17 protein-coding genes are annotated in these 22,380 nt (G+C 62.3%); 6 read left to right on the forward strand and 11 right to left on the reverse strand.

Annotated elements, in window-relative coordinates:
* The first annotated feature begins 155 nt into the window (after nt 1-155).
* Nucleotides 156-710, forward strand: a complete 555-nt coding sequence (locus ACLBXN_RS14910) for a flavodoxin family protein (RefSeq protein ID WP_043376517.1) — start codon at nt 156-158, stop codon at nt 708-710.
* Between the two features lie 134 nt (nt 711-844).
* Here ACLBXN_RS14910 and ACLBXN_RS14915 read toward each other — a convergent pair whose 3' ends face one another.
* The 6 genes from ACLBXN_RS14915 to ACLBXN_RS14940 form a co-directional block, all read right to left on the reverse strand.
* The gene (locus ACLBXN_RS14915) at nt 845-1,618 is read right to left on the reverse strand and encodes a sulfurtransferase (protein WP_447612706.1); all 774 of its coding nucleotides are present in this window, start codon (nt 1,616-1,618) and stop codon (nt 845-847) included.
* Nucleotides 1,619-1,669: 51 nt separating this feature from the next.
* Nucleotides 1,670-2,521, reverse strand: coding sequence for a MinD/ParA family protein (locus ACLBXN_RS14920; RefSeq protein ID WP_003054751.1), 852 nt, complete (start codon nt 2,519-2,521; stop codon nt 1,670-1,672).
* Nucleotides 2,522-2,525: 4 nt separating this feature from the next.
* The gene (locus ACLBXN_RS14925; RefSeq protein WP_080757923.1) at nt 2,526-3,320 is read right to left on the reverse strand and encodes a GGDEF domain-containing protein; all 795 of its coding nucleotides are present in this window, start codon (nt 3,318-3,320) and stop codon (nt 2,526-2,528) included.
* Nucleotides 3,321-3,363: 43 nt separating this feature from the next.
* A complete protein-coding gene (locus tag ACLBXN_RS14930) occupies nt 3,364-5,076 on the reverse strand; it encodes a SulP family inorganic anion transporter (RefSeq protein ID WP_447612707.1) in 1,713 nt (570 codons plus the stop codon).
* A 444-nt stretch (nt 5,077-5,520) separates the two neighbouring features.
* A complete protein-coding gene (locus ACLBXN_RS14935; protein WP_447612647.1) occupies nt 5,521-6,897 on the reverse strand; it encodes a DUF1329 domain-containing protein in 1,377 nt (458 codons plus the stop codon).
* Between the two features lie 182 nt (nt 6,898-7,079).
* Entirely contained in the window at nt 7,080-8,555 is a 1,476-nt protein-coding gene (locus ACLBXN_RS14940) for an amino acid permease (protein ID WP_447612648.1), read from the reverse strand.
* A 725-nt stretch (nt 8,556-9,280) separates the two neighbouring features.
* Between ACLBXN_RS14940 and ACLBXN_RS14945 the strand changes: the two genes are divergently transcribed.
* On the forward strand, nt 9,281-10,468 hold the full coding sequence (locus ACLBXN_RS14945; RefSeq protein ID WP_447612649.1) for an MFS transporter: 1,188 nt from the start codon (nt 9,281-9,283) through the stop codon (nt 10,466-10,468).
* 35 nt (nt 10,469-10,503) lie between these two features.
* On the opposite strand, the gene ACLBXN_RS14950 is transcribed toward ACLBXN_RS14945, so the two are convergent.
* A complete protein-coding gene (locus tag ACLBXN_RS14950) occupies nt 10,504-11,394 on the reverse strand; it encodes a LysR family transcriptional regulator (protein WP_447612650.1) in 891 nt (296 codons plus the stop codon).
* A gap of 198 nt (nt 11,395-11,592) precedes the next feature.
* On the opposite strand from ACLBXN_RS14950, the gene ACLBXN_RS14955 reads away from it, so the two are divergent.
* Nucleotides 11,593-13,059 carry an MFS transporter gene (locus ACLBXN_RS14955; protein WP_447612651.1) on the forward strand — a complete coding sequence of 489 codons (1,467 nt, stop codon included), beginning with the start codon at nt 11,593-11,595 and terminating at the stop codon, nt 13,057-13,059.
* Between the two features lie 75 nt (nt 13,060-13,134).
* Here ACLBXN_RS14955 and ACLBXN_RS14960 read toward each other — a convergent pair whose 3' ends face one another.
* The 4 genes from ACLBXN_RS14960 to ACLBXN_RS14975 all read right to left on the reverse strand — a co-directional run bounded on the left by ACLBXN_RS14960 (nt 13,135) and on the right by ACLBXN_RS14975 (nt 18,163).
* Nucleotides 13,135-13,929 carry an ABC transporter ATP-binding protein gene (locus ACLBXN_RS14960; RefSeq protein WP_003054766.1) on the reverse strand — a complete coding sequence of 265 codons (795 nt, stop codon included), beginning with the start codon at nt 13,927-13,929 and terminating at the stop codon, nt 13,135-13,137.
* Between the two features lie 23 nt (nt 13,930-13,952).
* Entirely contained in the window at nt 13,953-14,837 is an 885-nt protein-coding gene (locus tag ACLBXN_RS14965; protein WP_043004983.1) for an ABC transporter permease, read from the reverse strand.
* 113 nt (nt 14,838-14,950) lie between these two features.
* Nucleotides 14,951-15,919, reverse strand: a complete 969-nt coding sequence (locus ACLBXN_RS14970; protein ID WP_043004982.1) for an ABC transporter substrate-binding protein — start codon at nt 15,917-15,919, stop codon at nt 14,951-14,953.
* A 540-nt stretch (nt 15,920-16,459) separates the two neighbouring features.
* On the reverse strand, nt 16,460-18,163 hold the full coding sequence (locus tag ACLBXN_RS14975) for an electron transfer flavoprotein-ubiquinone oxidoreductase (RefSeq protein WP_447612652.1): 1,704 nt from the start codon (nt 18,161-18,163) through the stop codon (nt 16,460-16,462).
* A gap of 258 nt (nt 18,164-18,421) precedes the next feature.
* On the opposite strand from ACLBXN_RS14975, the gene ACLBXN_RS14980 reads away from it, so the two are divergent.
* The 3 genes from ACLBXN_RS14980 (at nt 18,422) to ACLBXN_RS14990 (ending at nt 22,374) form a co-directional block, all read left to right on the forward strand.
* Nucleotides 18,422-18,844 (forward strand): acyl-CoA thioesterase, encoded by a 423-nt coding sequence (locus tag ACLBXN_RS14980; protein ID WP_447612653.1) that lies wholly within the window; start codon nt 18,422-18,424, stop codon nt 18,842-18,844.
* 309 nt (nt 18,845-19,153) lie between these two features.
* Nucleotides 19,154-20,443, forward strand: coding sequence for a dicarboxylate/amino acid:cation symporter (locus ACLBXN_RS14985; RefSeq protein WP_447612654.1), 1,290 nt, complete (start codon nt 19,154-19,156; stop codon nt 20,441-20,443).
* 56 nt (nt 20,444-20,499) lie between these two features.
* Nucleotides 20,500-22,374, forward strand: a complete 1,875-nt coding sequence (locus ACLBXN_RS14990; protein WP_447612655.1) for an ATP-binding protein — start codon at nt 20,500-20,502, stop codon at nt 22,372-22,374.
* Nucleotides 22,375-22,380 lie beyond the last annotated feature (6 nt).

Raw genomic sequence — 22,380 nt, forward strand, 5'->3', positions numbered from 1 at the left:
CGACTGAAGGCGCGCGGGCAGCCAAGGCTTTGATAAGCTAGCGTGCTCTCGCAAGACAAGGCCCGCCGGGTGTCAATCCGGCGGGCCTTTATTTGGCAAAGAAACAGGATGGCGGCGCGGATGGCCGCGCCGACGCAAGCAAGAAAGAAGAAATCATGAGCACTATCGTTGTGGTCTACCACTCCGGCTACGGCCATACCCAGCGCATGGCGCAGTCGGTGGCGCAGGGCGCGGGCGCGCAGCTGCTGGCCATCGATGCCGACGGCAATCTGCCAGACGGCGGCTGGGAGCAACTGGCCGCGGCCGACGCCATCGTCTTTGGCGCGCCCACCTATATGGCGGCTCCGAGCTGGCAGTTCAAGAAGTTTGCCGACGCCTCGTCCAAGGCCTGGTTTGCCCAGGCCTGGAAGGACAAGCTGTTCGCCGGCTTCAGCAATAGCGCCAGCGTGCAGGGCGACAAGCAGGTCACGCTCGACTACTTCTACCACCTGGCCATGCAGCATGGCGGCGTCTGGGTGGGTCTGGGCCTGCTGCCTTCGAACACCAAGGCCGCGCAGCGCAATGATGTGAACTGGATGGGCAGCTTCAGCGGCGCCATGGCGCAGTCGCCCTCGGATGCATCGGCCGGCGAGATGGCCGCTGGCGATCTGGAGACCGCACGCCAGTTCGGCGAGCGCGTGGCCAGCGCTGCGGCACGCTGGGCCAGATAAGCAGCTTTGATCTGCTATTGAATAAGAAGCAGCTAGCGCTTTTCTATATTGGATTTCAGATTGATTTGTATCTGAAATCCTTTGATGACAAGCGCTAGCTGCTCTTTTTTTGAGAGTAGTCCAGACGGGCCGGCTTATTCCATCAGATGCTTTTTGATGGGGCGGGGGTGAACCAGTTCGGTACGCGACAGATCGGTGCCCAGCGAGTCGCGGCCGTCAAAGACAAAGCAGCCGCCGTCGTAGAACTTGCCGTCGGTTTCCTCGAAGTACTTGAGGATGCCGCCTTCGAGCTGATAGACGTTTTCGATGCCTTCGTCCTGCATCAGGATGGCGGCCTTTTCACAGCGGATGCCGCCCGTGCAGTAGCTGACCACGGTCTTGCCGGCGAATTCGTCCTTGTGCTGGCGCAGTGCCTGCGGGAATTCGGTGAACTTGCTCAGGCGCCAGTCGATCGTGCCTGCAAACGCGCCTTCGTCCACTTCGTAGTCGTTGCGCGTGTCCAAAGTCACCACCTCGCGGCCCTCGTCGTCATGGCCTTGCTCCAGCCAGCGGCGCAGCGTGACCGGGCTGACCGAAGGCGCACGTCCATGGGCAGGGCGAATGGCGGGATGATCCATGCGGATGATCTCGCTCTTGACCTTGACCAGCATTTTGCGAAAGGGCACGGTCTCGGACCAGCTTTCCTTGGGGGTCAGGTCGGCAAAACGCGGGTCTTGCTTCAGCTGCTCGACAAAGCCGCGTACGGCATCGGCCGGGCCGGCCAGGAAGAAGTTGATGCCTTCCTCGGCCAGCAGCACCGTGCCCTTGAGGCTCAGGGCATGGGCGCGCTCCAGCAGCGTCTGGCGCAACTGGTCGGCATCAGGCAGGGGCGTGAATTTGTAGCAGGAGATGTTGAGTATGTCGGCCACGTCGATATCCGGGGGGCGGCCGCGCGGCTGCTGCATCGACGGTGATGCAGCTCAGACCGGGGCCGTCAGCTCTGCCTTGATTTTATTGGACAGCTGTGCCACTGCGAGGGATGCGGGTGCTCCGGGCATGGCCTGCAGCAGCAGCTGTCGGCGCATCACGGCTTCGCGCACGGCGGAGTCGACCGGAATATCGCCCCAGTGCGTCAACTGCAGCGGCTGGCCGGAATCGGTGGTCACGAAGCGGTTGAGCACCTGCTGCAGCTGTCCCGTGATGGCGCGACCATCGCCGGGACGCTGCGCCTGGTTGATGACCAGACGGATCTGCTGGCGCTTTTGCTGCAGGGCCAGCACCTTGATGGCTGCATAGGCGTCGGTCAGCGAGGTGGGCTCGGGCGTGGCCACGACCAGTACCTCGGTGGCCAGAGAGACGGAGAACAGCACCACGTCGGAGATGCCGGCGCCGGTGTCGAGCAGGATGATGTCGTAGCGCGGACGCAGCAGCTCCACCGTGCGCATGAACTGGGAGCGGATCTCGGGCGTCAGGCGTGAATACTCGATCATGCCCGAGCCGGCCAGCAGCACGGAGTAGCCGCCCGGCGTGGTCAGAATCGCATCTTCCAGCGTGGAGCGGCCCGTGAACACATCGTGCAGCGTGACCTTGGGGTAGAGGTTGAGCACCACGTCCAGATTGGCCAGACCCAGGTCGGCGTCCAGTACCAGCACGTTGAAGCCATGACGCGTCAGAGCCGCAGCCAGATTGGCAGAGACAAAAGTCTTGCCGACACCGCCTTTGCCGCTGGTGACGGCAATGATGTGGGCCTGCTTGGTGCGGCCAGGCGCCCGCAGGGCATCTTCCATGGATATATGAGCGGGCAAAGTAGGGTGAGGGGCCAAGGTGTCCATCGTCTCAAGGCGTTATGACCTGGCTTGCGGCGTCGGTGTTTACGTCTGGTGCTGTGTTGTCGGAAACATTTTCCTCTAAAGAGGCAGCATGCAAAGGGCTGAATAGCAGGCTTTTTTCCTCGGCACTCACCGTACTGTCGGGCGGTTCCTCGACACAGACGCAGTTGCGGCCTGCCGATTTGGCCAGATAAAGCTGACGATCGGCACGCTCGGTCCACAGTTGCGCGGTGCTGCGAATCCATTGCTGGGCGTAGACCCCGCCGATACTCACGGTGACCTTCAGCATCTGACCCGAGGACACCGCGATGGAGTTGTCTTCGATGGCCTGGCGCAGGCGCTCGGCGACCGCACGGCCTTGATGCGCGGGGCAGACCGGCAGCACTATGGCGAATTCCTCGCCGCCGAAGCGCGCCAGCGTGTCCATGGGGCGAATGATTTCGGACAGCGTCTGTGCCACCGATTGCAGCACCATGTCGCCGGCGATGTGGCCGTGCTCGTCGTTGATCTGCTTGAAGTGGTCGATGTCCAGCATCAGCAGCAGAGCGGTCTCGCCCGAGCGGGCCACGCGGTCGATCTCGCGCTCGATCACCGAGCGGAAATGGCGGCGGTTGGCTAGTCCCGTGAGAGGGTCGCGCAAAGACAGAGCGCACAAGCCATCAATCAGGGCTTGCAGGTAATGGGTGGGAGTGTCGGTGGGCAGACGGATATCGCCACCGCCCGCGCGAGTCACCAGATTGTGTGCGGTGGCAAGGCGCAGATCGCGCAGGAACACGGATTGATGGGGGGCGGATGAGGTCACGACAAGCTATCAATGGTGGCCGTCAGTGTAGCAGCGACCCTTATCATTTTGTGGGTGTAGGCTTTTCGTCAGCGTTTACAGATGGCGGTTCTGTGGGGAAATTGCCAAGCGTTCGCAGAAAGTCGGCATCGGTGCGATAGAGCCTGATGGGGCTGCCGGGCTGGTGCAGCAGGCCGGCGCGCTCCAGTCGTTGCTCGGCAGGCAGTTTCAGCCCCACCACATGCAGCAGGCCACCACGCAAGGCAACCATGCGTTCGAGGCGGGCAAATGTTTCGACGCCGGTGATGTCGATGCTGTTGATGGACTGCATCAGCAATGCCAGGTCTTTGGCCTGAGGCGCCTGCTGCAGTGCGTCGGCCGCATAGCGCTCAAGGGCCGTGGCTGTGGCGAAGTCCAGGTCTGCGTCCATGCGCAGGGCCACCACATTGGGCGCCAGGGCCGGCAACTGCCAGAGCTGGCGGCTGCGCAGGCTGCCGTCGGGATGCTCTCCGATCTCGATGATGCGCGGGTGCAGGTGGTGATAGAGGTAATAAGCCTGGCTGAGCATGATGCCCGCAAACACCCCCCAGTACATGCGCGGGGCGGTGACGATGGTCAGCACCAGTGTGGCGACGCTGATGCAGGCTTCCACCTTGGAGACCCTGAACAGCTTGAGGATCGCGCTGGGCTTGACCAGGTTGAGCACGGCGGTGATCACGATGGCTGCCAGCGTGGCCTGAGGCACATGGTAGAGCCAGGGAATGAACCAGAGCACGACGACCACCACCAGCAAGATGGAAAAGACATTCGCATAGCCGGTCTTGGCACCGGCGAGCAGATTGACCGCCGAGCGTGAGAACGAGGCGCTGGTGGAAAAGCTGCCGAACAGGCCGGCGCTGATCTTGGACAGACCCTGGGCAATCAGATCCTGGTTCTCGTTCCAGCGCGTGCCGGCCTGCTGATGCTCGACCTGGGCGCTGGAGGCCGTCTCCAGAAAGCTGACCAGTGAGATGACCAGCACCGGCATGACCAGGGCGCCGAACTGCTCCCAGTCCAGCATGCCCGGCCATTGGAAGCTGGGCAGCCCTGCAGGCAGGTGGCCGATCACGGAGCCGCCCGCATCGGCAAAGCCCGTGATACAGCTGATGAAGCCGCTCAGGCCGATGATGAAAATGGCCGAGGGAAAGGCCGGACGCCATTTCTTGGCCAGCATCAGAAGAGCCATGCTGACCAGGCCGTAGGCGATGGACTGGATGCTGAACAGGTAGATGGACGGCGAGTGCCAGACGGTGGACCAGTCAGCACGCATGCCTAGAAGGGTGGGCAGCTGCGAAGCCAGGATCAGCAGGGCTGCTGCCTGGGTGAAACCTGCCAGTACGGGCGAGGTGACCAGGTTGAGCAGCCAGCCTGCGCGCACCACGCCCAGACTCCATTGCACCAGGCCGGAAAGAATGGCCATCCATGCCGCAAGCACCACCCATTGGGCCGAGCCCGGTTCGGCCATGCCGGTCAGGGAGGCGCCGATCAGCAAGGCGCTCAGCGCCGTCGGCCCCACGCCGAGCCGTGGCGAGGGGCTGAAGAGAATGGCCACTGCGGCCGGAATGATGGAGGCGTAGATGCCGGTGATCAGTGGCATGCCGGCCAGCGCGGCGTAAGCCACGCCCTGGGGCAGCAGCATCAGGCCCACGGTCAGGCCGGCCCAGAATTCGCCGCGCAGCAGGCCGAAAGTAGGTTTGGGCCAATCGAGAAAGGGCAGCCATCGGGCCAGGGATTGCATGGAAGTCATGATTGCGGCGAACTAAACCGTCTGCAAGCTTAGTCGGGCTTTGTTGTGCAGAGATTAAAACAGGGCGAGGCTGCGACCTGGGTCGAGAAGGTCGGGCGACTCGGGGGGCGTTGTCCGAACCGGGCCCGCATGGCATCGATGGCGACAAGGTTGTCGGCGGATGGCCGATGAATCCGGGCTTTGCCAGGCGACCGGGTGGGGCGCTGGCAGCTTGTGAATGATGCTCACGTTGAAATCGACTCGAAGACAGAAAAAACGGCGCCAACAGCCATGGTTTTCAATGCCGCCGCCGTGTTTCATCCTAGCACGCTGCCCGGGCATATGCGGGAGCGCGCCAGCTTCGGGCGTTGGAGCAGCCATAAAAAAGAGAGGCTCATGGCCTCTCTTTGCACGCTGTGGTGCGGTGCGCGCGGTGGCTGAGCCACCTGTCGTCTATCAGTTGCCCAGATTGCGGATCGCTTCGGGGGTGTACTGGCTGGGCTTGAGGTTGTCCTTGCCCAGGATCGGCGCCTTGGGGCGCTCCTGGACCAGATTCATGCTCACATAGGAGCCGGCATTCAGGTCGTAGTAGAACGATGTGCCGGCATGCCATTTCCTGATGTCGTAGGCGTAGTAGTAATTGATCTCTGCGTGCTGCCACAACTGGCCGCGTGCATCGTAGAAGTCGCCCGAGATGGCGTGGCCGGTATCTTCGTCGATGAACATCACGCGCTTGGAGTACAGGTGGCGAAAGCCCGGCTTGAGCTTGCCCTCCAGCACCCAGACACGGCGCAGCTCATAGCGGGTGTAGGCCGGGTTGGGGTGGCCGGGTTTGAGCAGATCGGCGTACTTCAGCGGCTGGTTGATGCGAAAGGTATTGGCCGGAACGAACATTTCGCGCTTGCCGTGCATGGTCCATTCATAGCGCTCGGAGCCACCGTTGAACAGGCGCTCGGAGTCGATGGTCGCCTTGCCGCTGGTGCCCGGGGAGGGTTGGTCATAGCCGAACTCGGGCAGCTGGCGCACGCGCCGGGTGCCGGGGTCGTAGTTCCAGGCCAGGCGCTTGTCCGTGCCGAAGTTCATGGGCTCTATGGACAGGATCACACCGCCTTTTTCGCGCTCGGGCAGGATGGAGAAGTTGGTCACATAGGCGTACTTGCCTTCGTTGGGCTTGCCCAGGTTTTCCTTGGAGTCATAGCGGCTGAGCTGGATGTAGCTGGTGCGGCCCCAGGCGATATCGCCGCCTGCGCCCACCAGTGCCATGTCGCGCTCCACCTCTTCGGTGCTGGCGCGGCTGGGCATGAGGTTGTTCCAGAGCAGCTCCACACCGCTCTTCGGAATGGGGAAGGGAAGGGCGCCCATGAAGCCCTTGACGCCGTTGCCGTCGTTGGTGATTTCGGCTTCCTGAGCGTTGCGCTTGGCGACGGCGCAGATATCGTCGTCATAGCGGAAGTCGCGGTGGCCCGGATAGACGGGAATGCGCATCGTGGCTGGGAATTTGCCAAGCAGCGCCTTCTGGCCGTCACTGAGCTTGTCGCCGTACTGCGCCATATTGGCGGCCGTGATCTCGAACAGCGGCTTCTCGTGGGCATAGATATCGGGCTGGAACTGTCCCACGGACCTTGTGAACTTCACGCCGGGCGGGACACCCAGGATCTTGCCCGTGAAGGGCGGAATGCTGCCGTCGGCATTGCCGGCCCTGATGGCGCCCGTGCAGGTCAGCTCCTTGCCCAGTTTGTCGGCCTCGGCGGCGGGAACCTTGGCACAGGCTGCACCTGCGCTCAGCAAACCCATGCACAGCAGCTGCGCCATATTCATCGTTTTGTTTTTCATTGCTCTCCTCCCTGATGAAAACCATGCAGGCTCTTGCCTGCGAGCATCGATTCTTCAGATATTTGTCATGACATGAATCGTCTGTTGAGACTAATCGGCAGCGTCCGGGGCCGGCCCATGATGCAAAAAGGGCAGCGCCGTTGCCGGTGCTGCCCTTTGGAGGGATCAAAAATGACTAGGTATTAACGTGAGCCGTTCAGATCCATTTCCGAGTATTTGACGATGCGCGTGCCCTTGACCCATTTGTAGCCGAACCAGATGACCAGGAAGAGAGGCAGGCCGATATAGGTGGCGATGGCGCCAACCCAGTCGATCTGGTCCTTGATCAGGTTCTCGTAGTTCTGGCCCAGGGTGATGATCAAGCACAGCACAAAAGCGAAGATGGGGCCGAAGGGGAAGGCCGCAGCCTTGTAGGGCAGCTGGTTCATATCGTAGTTCTGCACCTCGCAGCCCTTGCGGAAACGATAGTGGCTGATGGCAATGCCCAGCCAGGCGACGAAGCCGCACATGCCGGACAGATTCAGCAGCCAGATGTAGACCACTTCGGGGCTGAAGATATTGGTCAGGAAGCACAGGGCGGCGATCACGGTGGTGGCGATCAAGGCCAGCACGGGCACGCCACGCGTGTTGACCTGGGCGAACACCTTGGGCGCCATGCCTTGCTTGGCCAGTGCATACAGCATGCGGGTGGAGGCATACATGCCGGAGTTGCCGGCCGACAGCACCGAGGTCAGCACCACGGCATTCATCACGGCGGCAGCGCCCAGCAGGCCGGCACGCTCGAACACCAGCGTGAAGGGGCTGACGGCGATATCGCCCAGATCGTTGCGCAGCAGCTTGGGATCGGTATAGGGAATCAGCAGGCCGATGATGAGGATGGCGAAGACGTAGAACAGCAAAATGCGCCAGAACACCTTGCGCACGGCCTTGGGCACGTTCTTGGCGGGATCTTCGGACTCGCCGGCGGCGATACCGATCAGCTCCGTGCCCTGGAAGGAAAAGCCCACCACCATGGCCACGCCGATCAAGGCCGCAAAGCCGCCTGCAAACGGGGCGTCGCCCGTGCTCAGGTTGGCAATATTGCCCCAGATTCCGTCAGGTGCGCCGCCTTGCAGAATGCCGAAGATCATCAGCACGCCGATGCCAATGAAGACCAGCACCGTGGTCACCTTGATGGCGGCGAACCAGAATTCGGATTCGCCAAAGCCCTTTGCCGACAGTGCGTTGAGGCCGAACATCAGGGCCAGAAACAGCGCACTCCAGAGCACTCCGTTGGTGCCCGGGAACCAGTAGGCCATCACCAGCTGTGCGGCCACCAGATCCACGGCAATGGTCACGGCCCAGTTGTACCAGTAGTTCCAGCCCAGCGCGAAGCCGAAACCTTCATCCACGTACTTGGCGCCATAGGTGGCAAAAGAGCCGGAGACGGGCATGTGCGCGGCCATCTCGCCCAGACTGGTCATCAGGAAATAGACCATCAGGCCCACGATCATGTAGGCCAGCAAGGCGCCGCCCGGGCCTGCCTGGGAGATGGTTGCGCCGGAGGCGACAAAAAGGCCGGTGCCGATGGAGCCGCCGATGGCGATCATCGACATATGACGGGCCTTGAGGGAACGGTGCAACTGGCCGGTTGCTGCAGTGGATTCGCTGTCGCTCATGAATACGAGATTTTCTGGCAGGACATGACAAGGGGAAACAGGCTGGCTAAGGCCGTTGTCATGGCTTGCATTATTGTGGTTCTGCACGGCCGGCCCTGAGATAACAACGCGGCGTGCGCGATCGGCGATGACACTCATTGCCGTTCAGTGGGTGCAGATTGTGAGCGATTTATGGGCGGTGCGTGCGCTTCGGGTTGTCATGAAGTGCAGCGAATTAGCGGATATTTTTTCCAAGTATCTGTTTTTTATGGGTTTATGGGCTTGGGTCGGTGGCTGCCTCTTGTGGGTGGCATTGGCTCTGCATAGAGCGGTGGCGCACAAATGGTGGCATGGACGCAACGGATCGAGGCAAAGTACGGACCGACAGCGGTCTTTCGGCCAGCCGGTAGAGGCTGCAGCGAGCCTGGGGCGTCAGTGCTTTACCGCGGCCCGATGCGCCAGACCTCGGTTTTAACGGCGGTAGCAACACAGCGCCTGCAACTCGTGTGATGCCACGACGCGGCTGCGCGGTCTGGCACTGTTCTTCCGGCTGTGCCTGTATGCCGGTAGTGGAGAAGATCGGCAGTCCCCGGCAGGTGCAAGATGCTCTGTGGGCGTCCCGACCGAAACAGGCTTCAGCTTGCCGGTGATGGTTTCGTGAGCATTTCTATTCTTGAATTCAATTCAAGAGAATTTATTGGATACAGGGCTTAATCGGCAAAGATGAAGCGGGCACACTGCGGGTCATGAAATCCTCTGCCGCTTTATTTGCCCTGGCCGTTGGCGCTTTTGCCATTGGCACGACCGAGTTCACTCCCATGGGATTGCTGCCCGTGATTGCCGATGGGGTGCAGGTCAGCATTCCCACGGCGGGCATGCTGGTCTCGGCCTATGCCGTGGGCGTCATGCTGGGGGCTCCGGTCATGACGCTGCTTTTCAGCCGTTTTGGCAAACGGGCTGCGCTGATGGGCCTGATGGTGCTGTTCACAGTGGGCAATCTGTTGTCGGCCTTTGCGCCGGGCTATACCACGCTGCTGCTGTCGCGTCTGGTCACCAGTCTCAACCACGGCGCTTTCTTCGGCATCGGTGCCGTGGTGGCCGCGAGCGTGGTGCCCAGGGACAAGCAGGCCAGCGCGATTGCCGCCATGTTCATGGGCCTGACGATTGCCAATATCGGTGGCGTGCCGGCTGCGACCTGGATCGGCCAGCAGGTGGGCTGGCGCCTGGCCTTTGGCGGCACGGCCGTGCTGGGCCTGGTCACCATTGCCGCGCTGTGGCTGGCGCTGCCCAAGGGCGAGCCGGGCACACGCCCCGACGTGCGCCGCGAGCTGAAGGTGCTGGCGCGCCCCGAAGTGCTGCTGGCCATGGGCACCACGGTGCTGGGGGCCGGCGCCATGTTTGCGCTCTATACCTATGTGGCGCCCGTGCTGGCCGAGATCACGCACGCCAGTCCCGGCTTTGTGGCCTTTGCCCTGGTGCTGATCGGCGTCGGATTCACGCTGGGCAATACGCTGGGCGGCAAGCTGGCCGACTGGTCGCTGGACGGGGCGACGAAGATCATTCTGGCGCTGCTCGCCGTCATCATGGCCTTGCTGCCGCTGGTCATGACAACCCATCTGGGTGCGGCCATCGGTCTGGTGGTCTGGGGCGCTGCGGCGTTTGGCATCGTGCCGCCAGTGCAGATGCGGGTCATGCAGGCCGCGGCGCAGGCCCCAGGTCTGGCTTCATCGGTCAATGTGGGGGCATTCAATCTGGGCAATGCGGTGGGCGCTGCGTTGGGCGGCTTCGTCATCGGTCAGGGCCTGGGATATGCGGCCGTGCCGCTGGTGGGCGCTGCGCTGGCCGCTGGCGGTCTGGGCCTGGTCTGGCTGGGCAAGGCCGGCCGCAGTCCTGCGGCGCAAGGGGCTGGCGAGAGTGCCGTTCGCAAGGTTTGACGGCGTTGTCGTTCCGAGCGGCTCCGGCCTGTCGCTTACCAGCGCGCCTGCTCCAGCAGCATCTGGGTCAGCGCCTTGATCTTGGGTGAGGCATGGCGGGTGCGTGGGTAGACCAGAGACAGCTCGCGGCTGCGGCCTTCGAGCTGGGTCAGCACGGGTATGAGCCGCGCACTGGCAATGTGCTCGCGCACGGCAAACTCCATGACCTGAGCCACGCCCAGACCAGCCAGCGAGCCCTCGACCAAAGGGTCGCCGCTGTCAAAGCTGATGGACTGCGGCGGCATCCAGTCCAGCGGCTCTTCCCCTTCGGCCTTGAACTGCCAGGGCACCTTAAATCCCAGATAGTGGTTGTAGACCGACAGGCAGCGGTGCCGGGCCAGCTCCTGCAGCGTGCGCGGTGCGCCATGGGCTTGCAGATAGCCGGGTGAGACCACGGTCACCCAGCGCAGCGGCGGCAGGCTGCGCGCAATCATGCGGCTGTCGGCAAGAGGGCCTATGCGCACGGCTGCGTCAAAACCTTCTTCCACCATGTCCACCACCCGGTCGGTAAAGCTGGCATCGATCTGCAGACCCGGATAGCAATCCATCAGCGGCCCCAGCAACGGCGTGAGCACCACCCGTCCCAGCACCGAGGGCGCGGTCATGCGCAACACGCCACTGGGTTCGCAGCGCCGGTCCAGCATCAGCTGGCGCGCTTCGTCGAGCCCGGCAATCAGCGCGGCGCTGCGGTCCACCAGGGTGCAGCCATCGGGCGTGAGCGAGACATTGCGCGTATTGCGATGCAGCAGCCGGGTGCCCAGATCGGCTTCCAGCTGGGCAATCGCCCGCGAGATGCGGGACTGCGTGGTCCCCAGGCTGTGCGCGGCCTGCGTGAAGCTTTTGCACTCGGCCACCTTGACCAGCATGTGTACGGCGTTCAGATCCATGGTGCTCAAGCTTAATTGATGCGTATACGCATAAGTTAAACATGATTTTCATGTTTATCTACGTCCTTGAATTAAATACGATGCCTGCCTGACCGGTCATTCACGCTGTACCTGCAATGCAGCACGCTTTGGAGCACTCACGCCCGTCGCCGCGACGAGGCGTGCAGCCGCTTCTTTTCGAGAATGAGGACCGATGTGATGGATCAAAAGAGAGACAAGTTGCCACCCCTGCCCAGCCTGCGCTATCCGCGTGCAGCGCTGGCCCTGTTGTCGCTGGCGCAGCTGATGATTGCGCTGGATGCGACGATCGTGTTTGTGGCGCTGGACGCCATAGGCATGCATCTGCAGCTGCCTGCACACCATCTGCAATGGGTAATCAGCGGCTATAGCGTGGCTTTCGGCGGCTGTCTGCTGCTGGGCGGTCGCTGCGCCGATCTGCTGGGGCAGCGCCGCATGTACATAGCAGCCATGGCCTTGTTCGGACTGGCGTCGCTGGCCGGAGGCTTTGCCACCGAGGCCTGGCTGCTGATCGCGGCGCGTGCGGCCCAGGGCGTGGGGGCGGCGCTGCTGTTCCCGGCCACGCTGGCCATGATCAACACCCTGTACCGCCCAGGTGCCGAGCGCAATCGGGCGCTGGCCGTGTGGAGCATGGCCAGCGCCGGAGGGCTGGCGGCAGGGGCCTTGCTGGGCGGCGTGCTGACCCAGTTGCTGGGCTGGAACTGGGTGCTGTGGGTGCTGGTGCCGATTGCCTGGCCTTGTGCGGTGGCGGCGCTGCGCTATCTGCCCGCCATGCCCAGCGTGCCGCGTCATAAGCGCCGCTTCGATGTGGCCGGGTGCATCAGCGTGACGCTGGGCAGCTGCCTGCTGGTCACGGCCCTGGTGCAAGGTCCGCAATGGGGCTGGCTGGACGGGCGCACCTTGGGTGTGCTGCTGGTCGCCGCACTGGCGCTGGCGGCATTCTTTGCCATTGAAAAACAGGTGACTGCGCCGCTGATGCCGCTGGCCATGCTGAAAGTGCGTGGCCTGCAGCATGCCATGCTGCTGACGCTGCTGTTCATGAGTTGCTACGGCGTGCAGTACTACTTTCTGGGCCTGTACTTTCAGCAGGTGCTGGGCTGGAGCCCACTGCAGGCCGGGCTGGCCTTTGTGCTGCCCACCATTGTCTGCACCGTCGGTATTCGCTGGGCCGAACGCGGATTGGCGCGCTACAGCGCCCGCATCGTGCTGATGGCCGGCTGGGCTGCAGGCCTGGCGGGCCTGGTCTGGACCACCGCCGTGCTGCCACTGGCCGGCAATTACTGGTGGCTGGTGCCGGGCTTCATCGTGATGAGCATAGGCCAGGGTGCAAGCTGGACCGGCATGTGGGTATTGGTGGGCGAGGGCATTGCGCCGCAGCAGCAGGGGGTGGCTTCCGGTGTGGCCGCCACGGCCCAGCAGGTGGGGGCGGCACTGGGGCTGGCCGTGCTGGTGATGGTCGCTTCCCTGCCGGTGGCGCAAGTGCAGGCCACGGGTTCGGCAAATGCCCAGACACTGCAGCAGGCCAATGCCCTGGGTCTGCAGAATGCGGAATGGGGCACCGCGCTGATTGCCTTGGTGGCCTTGCTGGTCTGCGCGCTCATGGGGCACAGGCCGCTGGCTCAGGAGCTGAAGCCTCAGCTTGGCTGAGTTGAGTTGATATAAAAATAGCTGCTAACGCTTATGGATAAAGCGTTGGCAGCTATTGTTTTGATGGTTTCTGGTTTAGCTCAGCAGCAATGCATCGTCGGCCAGCTTTTCGCCACGCACCTTCTCGAACATGTGCAGCAGGTCGGGCACATCCATTCTGGAGCGCTCTTCGCCGCTGACGTCCAGCACCACATTGCCCTGGTGCAGCATGACGGTACGCGTGCCCACATCCAGGGCCTGGCGCATGCTGTGCGTCACCATCATCGTGGTCAGATTGGCTTCCTGCACGATGCGCGCCGTCAGCTGCAGCACAAAGTCGGCGGTGCGTGGGTCCAGAGCGGCAGTGTGCTCGTCCAGCAGCAGAATGCGCGAAGGCTGCAACGCTGCCATCAGCAGGCTCACGGCCTGACGCTGTCCGCCCGAGAGCAGGCCGATGCGGTCGGTCAGGCGGTTTTCCAGGCCCAGGCCCAGCGTGGCCAGACGCTCGCGATACAGATCGCGATTGCTGGCCTTTACGGCCTTGGACAAGCCGCGGAAGTTGCCGCGCTCGTGCGCCAGTGCCATGTTCTCTTCGATGGACAGGTCTTCACAGGTGCCGGCCATGGGGTCCTGGAACACCCGGGCCACCTGCTTGGAGCGGGACCATACCGGCATGCGCGTCATGTCGATACCGGCAATTTCGATCTTGCCCTTGTCCACGCTCTGGTCGCCCGAGACGCAGTTCAGAAACGTGGACTTGCCTGCGCCGTTGGAGCCGATGACGGTCACAAACTGACCGTCGGGAATCGACAGCGACAGGCCGCGCAGCGCGCGGGTTTCGATCGGCGTGCCAGGGTTGAAGGTGAGTTCGAGGTTTTGTGCGTTCAGCATGGTGTTCTCCGCCGTCCTTCTTCTTACTTGCGCTTGCTCAGCTTTTTCTTGATTTGCGGAATCACCAGTGCGATGGTCACCAGCACTGCCGTCACCAGGTTCAGATCCTGCGCCTTCAGGCCGATGGCATCGATATTGAGGGCTGCCGCGATGAAGAAGCGGTAGACCACTGCGCCAAGCACCACGGCCAGCGTGGCCCAGATGATCTTGCGCGAAGGCAGTATGGTCTCGCCCACGATCACGGCAGCCAGACCGATGACGATGGTGCCGATGCCCATGGAGATGTCGGAGCCGCCTTGTGTCTGCACGAACAGTGCGCCCGCCAGGCCGACCAAGCCATTGGAGATCGCCATGCCCAGCAAGATCATGGCACCGGTGTTGACGCCCTGGGCGCGAGCCATGCGGGCGTTGGAGCCCGTGGAACGGATGGCCAGGCCGCGCTCGGTGGCAAAGAACCAGTCCAGAGCCAGCTTGGCCACGATGACGAAGCCGAGCATGATGAGCGGGCGCATCACATAGTCGTCAATGCCCGCCGGCTGCAGCATGGTGAACAGCGTGGGTTCGTTGATCAGCGGCACGTTGGGGCCGCCCATGATGCGCAGATTCACCGAGTACAGGCCGATCATCATCAGGATGGAGGCCAGCAGGTCCATGATCTTGAGCTTGACGTTGAGCCAGCCCGTAATGAAACCGGCCACGGCACCGGCAGCCGTGCCGGCCAGCGTGGCCAGCCAGGGGTTGGTGCCCGTGGAAATCAGAATGGCGCAGACTGCACCACCGAGGGGGAAGCTGCCGTCGACCGTCAGATCGGGAAAACGCAGCAAGCGAAAGGAGATGAAGACGCCCAGCGCCACCAGGCTGAAGATCAGGCCAATTTCAATGGCACCGAGGATGGAAAATAAAGACATAGAGAGAGCGACAGGCGCGGCAAACGTCTAAAAAAATCGGCAGGGCCATGTTGCCACGGCACCTGCCGCTGCGCTGGCACTGCCTGGTGGCAGTGCTGGCGACAGGGAGTGGATTACTTGACCACGGTCGCGGCGGACTTGATCAGCGCGTCGGACAGCTTCACGCCTTGCTTTTCGGCAGCGCCCGGATTCACGAACAGTTCCATCTTGGTGGAGACTTCGGGCTTGATGTCGCCGGGCTTCTCGCCCTTGAGGATGCGCACCACCATGCGGCCGGTCTGTTCACCCAGGTCACGGTAGTTGATGCCGTAGGCAGCCACGGCGCCGCGCTTGACGGAGTCGGTGTCAGAGGCCACCAGAGGAATCTTGGCGTCCTGGCCCACCTTGACCAGCGATTCGTAGGCCGACACCACGTTGTTGTCGGTGTTGGTGTAGATCACGTCGACCTTGCCCACCAGCGAGCGTGCGGCGCTGGAGACGTCCACCGAGCGGGGCGCGGCAGCGGTCACCAGAGTCCAGCCCATCTTGGGCAGCAGGGCCTGCAGTTCCTTGACGACCACGGCGGAGTTGGCTTCGCCGGGGTTGTAGACCATGCCGATTCGCTTGGCATTGGGTGCGACCTGCTTGACCAGGTCCATCTGCTTGTCCAGGGCCAGCAGGTCGGACACGCCAGTCACATTGTTCTTGGAGGGTTCCCAGCTGGGGACCAGCTTGGCGGCCACGGGGTCGGTCACGGCCGAGAACACCACGGGCACGGTCTTGGTCGATGCGATCACGGCCTGGGCGGAAGGCGTGGCGATGGCGACGATGGCATCGGGCTTGTCACCCACGAACTTGCGGGCGATCTGGGCTGCTGTACCGGTGTTGCCCTGTGCGCTCTGGTACTGCCACTTCAGGGCCTTGCCTTCTTCGTAGCCGGCAGCCTTCAGGGCGTCCTTGACGCCGTCGCGCACCGCATCCAGGGCGGGGTGTTCAACAATGGCGGTCACGGCCACGGACTTGGTGTCGGCGGCATAGGCACCCGACATGGCGGAAATTGCCAGGGCCAGTGCGCCCATGCGGGCCAAGGACAGCTGCTTCATGTGTATCTCCAGCGTTTGTTGTGTGTTCCAGGTGAATTAAGACGGCAGTGCTCGATGCGCGTCGCCTCGCGGCAAAGTCTACTGCACCGATCTGGCTGTCTTCGCAATTGAGATAACCTTGTTTATCCCTATACGATGATCGCGAAAAAATGGCATGAAAGCTGCGCAAAGCGCTATTTGACTGGTGTTTGTGTGTGCGGATGCTGTTCAATGGCGCGCAATATTGCGTTGAGTGGGGCAGGGTTTCTGCTTTTTGCTGCATTTTTCCTGCGTTTGATTTGCCCAGGTCAAGGATATTGAGGCGATTGCCTGTTTTTTGGTCGCAGCGCTTTCCCGGCCACAAGCCTGTCTCCATTGGGAGATTCACGGCCTTTGCTCTGGCCTGAGAATTTTCAGGATGCTGCAAATTTGTGGGCATTTCACGGGCTGCGTTGCAAAAAACATTCAGCCCATGAAAAAAGCCTGCGCAGTCGGAACTGGCGCAGGCTTTCGGGGAGTGCATCCGGCAGCGGCTGCCGCCGCCGAATGCCATCACATGGCTTACATGCCGGAGTAGTTGGGGCCGCCTCCGCCTTCGGGCGTGACCCAGACGATGTTCTGGGTCGGATCCTTGATGTCGCAGGTCTTGCAGTGCACGCAGTTCTGCGCATTGATCTGCAGACGCTGCTTGCCGGCATCGGCCTCGTCCTCCACGAACTCATACACGCCTGCGGGGCAGTAGCGCTGCTCGGGGCCTGCGAACTTGGTCAGGTTCACGGCAACGGGAACGCTGGCGTCCTTGAGCGTCAGGTGGGCCGGCTGGTTCTCGGCATGATTGGTGCTGCTGATGAAGACGCTGGAGAGGCGGTCGAAGGTCAGCTTGCCGTCGGGCTTGGGGTACTCGATGGGGGCGCACTCGGAGGCGGGCTTGAGATAGGCGTGGTCGGGCTTGTTGCGATGCAGCGTCCAGGGGATGTTGCCGCGCAGCACGAACTGCTCCAGTCCGTTCATCACGGTGGCTGTGGTCAGACCCTTCTTGAACCAGGCCTTGAAGTTGCGCGCTTTCCACAGCTCTTCATAGAGCCAGCTGTTCTCGAACGCATAGGTATAGGCCGTCAGCTCATCGCCCTGGCGACCGGCGACGATGGCGGCGTAGGCGGCTTCGGCGGCCAGCATGCCGGTCTTGATCGCGGCATGGCTGCCCTTGATGCGGCTGACATTGAGGAAGCCGGCTTCGCAGCCCACCAGCGCACCACCGGGGAAGACAAAGCGGGGCAGGCTGGAGATGCCGCCGGCCGTGATGGCGCGCGCACCGTAGCTGATGCGCTTGGCGGGCTTGATGCCCTTGGCTTCGTCGCCTTCCAGGTAGTAGCGGATATTGGGATGGGTCTTCCAGCGCTGCATCTCCTCGAACGGAGACAGGTAGGGGTTGGAGTAATCCAGACCGGTGATGAAGCCCAGCGTGACCAGATTGTCTTCCAGGTGGTAGAGGAAGGCGCCACCGTAGGTGTCGCTCTTCATGGGCCAGCCGGCAGTGTGCAGCACCATGCCGGGCTTGTGACGCTGGGGGTCGATCTCCCAGAGTTCCTTGATGCCCAGACCGTAAGTCTGTGGGTCGCGGTTGGCGTCCAGCGAATACTTGGCGATGACCTGCTTGCCCAGATGGCCGCGCGCACCTTCGGCAAAGATGGTGTACTTGCCGTGCAGCTCCATGCCCAGCTGGAAGTCGCCTGTGGGCTCACCTTCCTTGCTGATGCCCATATTGCCGGTAGCCACGCCCTTGACGGAGCCGTCCTCGTTGTAGAGCACTTCGGCGGCCGTGAAGCCGGGGAAGATTTCCACGCCCAGGGCTTCGGCCTGTTCCGCCAGCCACTTGGTGACAAAGCCCAGGCGAACAATGTAGTTGCCTTCGTTATGAAAGCACTTGGGCAGCAGCCAGTTGGGCGTGCGCAGAGAGCTCTTCTCGCCGAGGAAGACCATGGCGTCTTCGGTCACCGGCTGGTTCAGGGGGGCACCCTTTTCCTTCCAGTCGGGGATCAGTTCGGTCAGAGCGCGAGGATCCATGATGGCGCCCGAGAGGGTGTGAGCGCCGGGCTCCGAGCCTTTTTCCAGCACGACCACGGAGACATCCTGACCTTTTTCGGTCGCCAGCTGCTTGAGGCGAATGGCAGTGGCCAGGCCGCCGGGGCCACCACCGACCACCACCACGTCATATTCCATGGCCTCTCGCGGGCCGTACTGGGCCAGGATCTCTTCGTTTGTCATCGGGAAAGTCTCGCTTGATATTGGATTGGGAAAACTGGCGTGCGCGGCCCAGGCAGGTGCGTCTGCAAAAAACCACGATGCGGGCGATTCTATGCTGACAGTCCGGCACGACCGTGCAGATTTGGCGACAGCGCATCAATCGGTGTTGCGGCAAAGTCCATAGGCTAGTGCTCCCCCCGGGGCACGCCATCCCTCAAAGAAACTAGAACAAGGTGATGATGCAGTCGCAAACCTCGTTCAATCAGGAGACATAGCGGCATGAAAATCGAGTTGCCAGAGCACAAAAAACAGGTCTATGAAACGCGCTTTCCCGTGCGCTGGGGTGATATGGACGCCATGGGCCATGTCAACAACGCCCAGTACTTCCGTTACCTGGAAACTGCCCGTATCGACTGGATGCGCGGCATGGGTCTGAATCCGGACCCCGCTGGGCAGGGGCCGGTCATCGTCAACGCCTTCTGCAATTTCTATCAGCAGCTGGCCTATCCCGACGAAGTGCTGCTCAAGATGTTTGTCAGCGATCCCGCACGCACTACCTTCGAGACCTGGGCCACGATGGAGCGTGTGGCACAGCCGGGAGTCATATGCGCCGCCGGTGGAGGCACGGTGATCTGGGTCGACTTTCCCCGGCAGAAAGCCGCTGCGCTGCCGGACTGGATACGTTCGGCAGTGATGGCCTGAGCCTTGTTCGGAATTCCGTACATCTCTCTGGATGTCGTCCGGAAATCCGATCGTTGTTATGCAAAAAAGTATTTTGAATATAAGCAAATCAAAGACTTGGCCGTGATTTGGTGGCTGGCACGGTATGTGCTTAAAGGACGGCACGCCGCTTCGCTGCGGCTGACCAAGTGAGACTGGGGCTGGACCTGGCTGACGAAACCTCGGTTGCGTCGGCGGTCCGTCTCGGTTTGTTGTCGCTGCCTGAGCCCGGTGCCTTCAAGGCCTGGACTCCGGCTGCGGCTCAAACAACGCATACCAAGATTCCAAGAAATGAAATCCAATCGCCTGACCATCATGGTTCTGCTGGCCATGGTTCTGGGTGTGGTCGTGGGCTATCTCGTCCACGCCAACGCCGCGACACCGGAGACTGCCAAAGACATTGCCGGCTATTTCGGCATCCTCACCGACGTATTCCTGCGCATGATCAAGATGATCATCGCGCCCCTGGTGTTTGCCACGCTGGTGGCGGGCCTGGCCAATATGGGCGATGCCGGTTCCGTGGGCCGCGTGGGTGGTCGTGCGCTGGGCTGGTTTATCGCGGCTTCGTTCTGCTCGCTGTTTCTGGGTCTGGTGTTTGCCAATGTGCTGCAACCCGGCCATGGCCTGACCGTGGAGCTTCCCACGAATGCCGAGAGCCTGGGTCTGAAGACCGGTGCGCTGAACTTCAAGGATTTCATCACCCATGTCTTCCCCAAGAACATCTTCGAGGCCATGGCCACCAATGAGGTGTTGCAGATCCTCGTGTTCGCGCTGTTCTTCGGTATTGCCCTGGGTTATCTGAACCACCAGAAAAAGCACATGCTGGTCGATCTGATGGAAGAGACCTCGCACGTCATGCTGCGCGTGACCGAGTACGTGATGCGCTTTGCGCCCGTGGGTGTGTTCGGCTCTGTCGCCGGCACCATTGCCACCCACGGACTGGGCATGCTGCTGGTGTTCGGCAAGTTCCTGCTGGGCTTCTATATTGCGCTGGCCGCGCTGTGGGTGCTGCTCATCGGTGCCGGCTATGTGGTGCTGGGCAAGGATGTCTTCCGTCTGCTGTCGCTGATTCGCGGCCCGGTGCTGGTGGGCTTTTTCACGGCCAGCAGCGAATCCACGCTGCCCAAGCTCATGGAGCAGTTGGAGAAATTCGGCATCAAGCCACGCATCACCGGTTTTGTGCTGCCCCTGGGTTACTCGTTCAACCTCGACGGCTCCATGATCTACACCACCTTCCTGGCCATCTTCATCTCTCAGGCCTATGGCATCGAGATGTCGCTGACCGCACAGCTGACCATGCTGATGGTGCTGATGATTTCCAGCAAGGGCATTGCCGGCGTGCCGCGCGCCTCGCTGGTGGTGGTGGCCGCCGTGCTGCCCATGTTCGGTTTGCCGGAAGCCGGCATTCTGCTGATTCTGGGCATCGATCACTTCCTGGACATGGGTCGTACGCTGACCAATGTGCTGGGCAACGCCATTGCCACGGCCGTGGTGGCCAAATGGGAAGGTGATGAAGCTCCTGAGTCTTCCACAGACTCGGCAGTCCAGCCCGTGATCATGGCCGAGGCCGCCCGCGCCTGAGCCTGATCCCCGCCTTGCCCGGCTTGCTGCCTGCTGCTGCGCGCGGCGCTGCTAACATGGCCCGCACCATGCTAGCTTTCCTGCCCCCGCACCTGCGCGCTGCTTTGCTGATCCTGCTCTGGCTGGCCGCAAGCAGCCTGGGCGGCTGGCTGGGCTATCAGGGCTTTGTCAAGATCGGTCTCGAGACGGTGGCGGCAGCCGGCAACAACCGCCTCGATCTCTATGCAGCCAGCCTTCGGCGCGAGATCGACAAATTTGCCTTTCTGCCCGATGTGGTGGCCCTGCAGCCCGAGATCCTGTCCCTGCTGAAATCGCCAGGCGACGAAACGCTGCAATCCCGTGCCAACCTCTATCTGGAAGAGCTGAGCCGCCGAGCGGGTACGCTCAGCGTCTACATGCTGGATCACCAGGGCCTTGTGCTGGCCGCCAGCAACTGGCGCCGCGCTGACAGCTTTGTGGGCGAGAACCTCGGCTTCAGGCCCTACGTCCAGCAGGCGCTGCGGGAAGGGCGGGGGCGCTACTTCGGTGTCGGCACCACGCGCGGCGAGCCTGGCTATTACCTGACCACGACCTTGGGCCAGGGCGAGTTGCATGGCGTGGTGGTGGTCAAGGTCGGGCTGGCGCAGCTCGAACAATCCTGGGCCAGCGCAGAGTCGCCGGTAATGGTCAGCGATGAAAACACCGTGGTCATCCTCAGCAACATGCCTGCCTGGCGTTTTGCCACCTTGCAGCCGCTGAACTCAGCAAGACGCGCGGAGCTGGAAGCTTCGCAGAAATACAACCGTCTGAATCTGAGGTCGCTGAGCTGGGGTGGCGTAAGCGGTGCCACGGGTACCAGGCAGGTCAGCATTCCCGATCTCAAGGACGCCGCGGCAGGGCCGAGTGCGGGCCGCTTTCTGGCGCAGTCCACGCCGCTGGCCGGCACGCCCTGGCAGATCACCGTGCTGTCTCCCCTGAGTGTTGCATTGCAACTGGCGGCGAGCCGTGCATGGGTGACAGGGGCGTTGATTGCATTGATGCTGCTGCTGGGGGCTTTGCTCTATCAGCGGCGCAGGCATGTGCGTGAGCAACTGGCGGCCCAGCAGGCTCTGAAGCAGGCCAACGAGGTGCTGGAGCAGAAAGTGCAGCAGCGCACGGCCGATCTTCAGTACGCCAATTTGGCACTGCAGCAGGAGGTGGTGGAGCGCATGCATGCCGAGACCACACTGCGCGCTGCGCAGGATGAGCTGGTGCAGGCCGGCAAACTGGCTGTCATCGGTCAGCTCTCCACGGAAGTGGCCCATGAGCTGAATCAGCCCCTGGCGGCCTTGCGGGCGCTGGCCGGCAACAGCCAGCGTTTTCTGGAGCGAGGCCAGGGCGAGATGGTGCACAGCAATCTGCAGCGCATGGCCGAGCTGACGGAGCGCATGGGACGTATTACCGGACAGCTGCGCAACTTTGCGCGCAAGTCCGCGGGCCAGCCGGCACAGGTCGAACTGGCCAAGGTGGTCGATGGCGCTCTGACCCTGCTGGAGCCGCGCATTGCGCAAAGCGGCGTCATGATCGTGCGACAGCCTTCGGATCTCGCGCTGAGTGCCTGGTGCGATGCCAATCGCGTGCAGCAGGTGCTGATCAATCTGCTGAGCAACGCGCTGGACGCCGTGCAGGGCGGTAGCACGCAGTGCGTGGAAATCACCTGCAACCGGTCCGGTGCCTGGGCGCAGATTACGGTACGCGATCATGGCCCCGGACTCAGCGAGCAGGTTCAGGCGCGGCTGTTCGAGCCCTTTTTCACGACCAAGCCCGAGGGTTTGGGACTGGGTCTGGGCCTGCCGCTGTCGGCAGAGATTGCCCATGCCGCGGGTGGCAGCCTTAGTGGTGGCAACCATCCGGAAGGCGGGGCCATCTTCACGCTGCGCCTGCCCTTGGTGGATACTCGGCCGCTGTCCTGATTGCCT

This window comes from Comamonas sp. C24C (assembly GCF_053345995.1).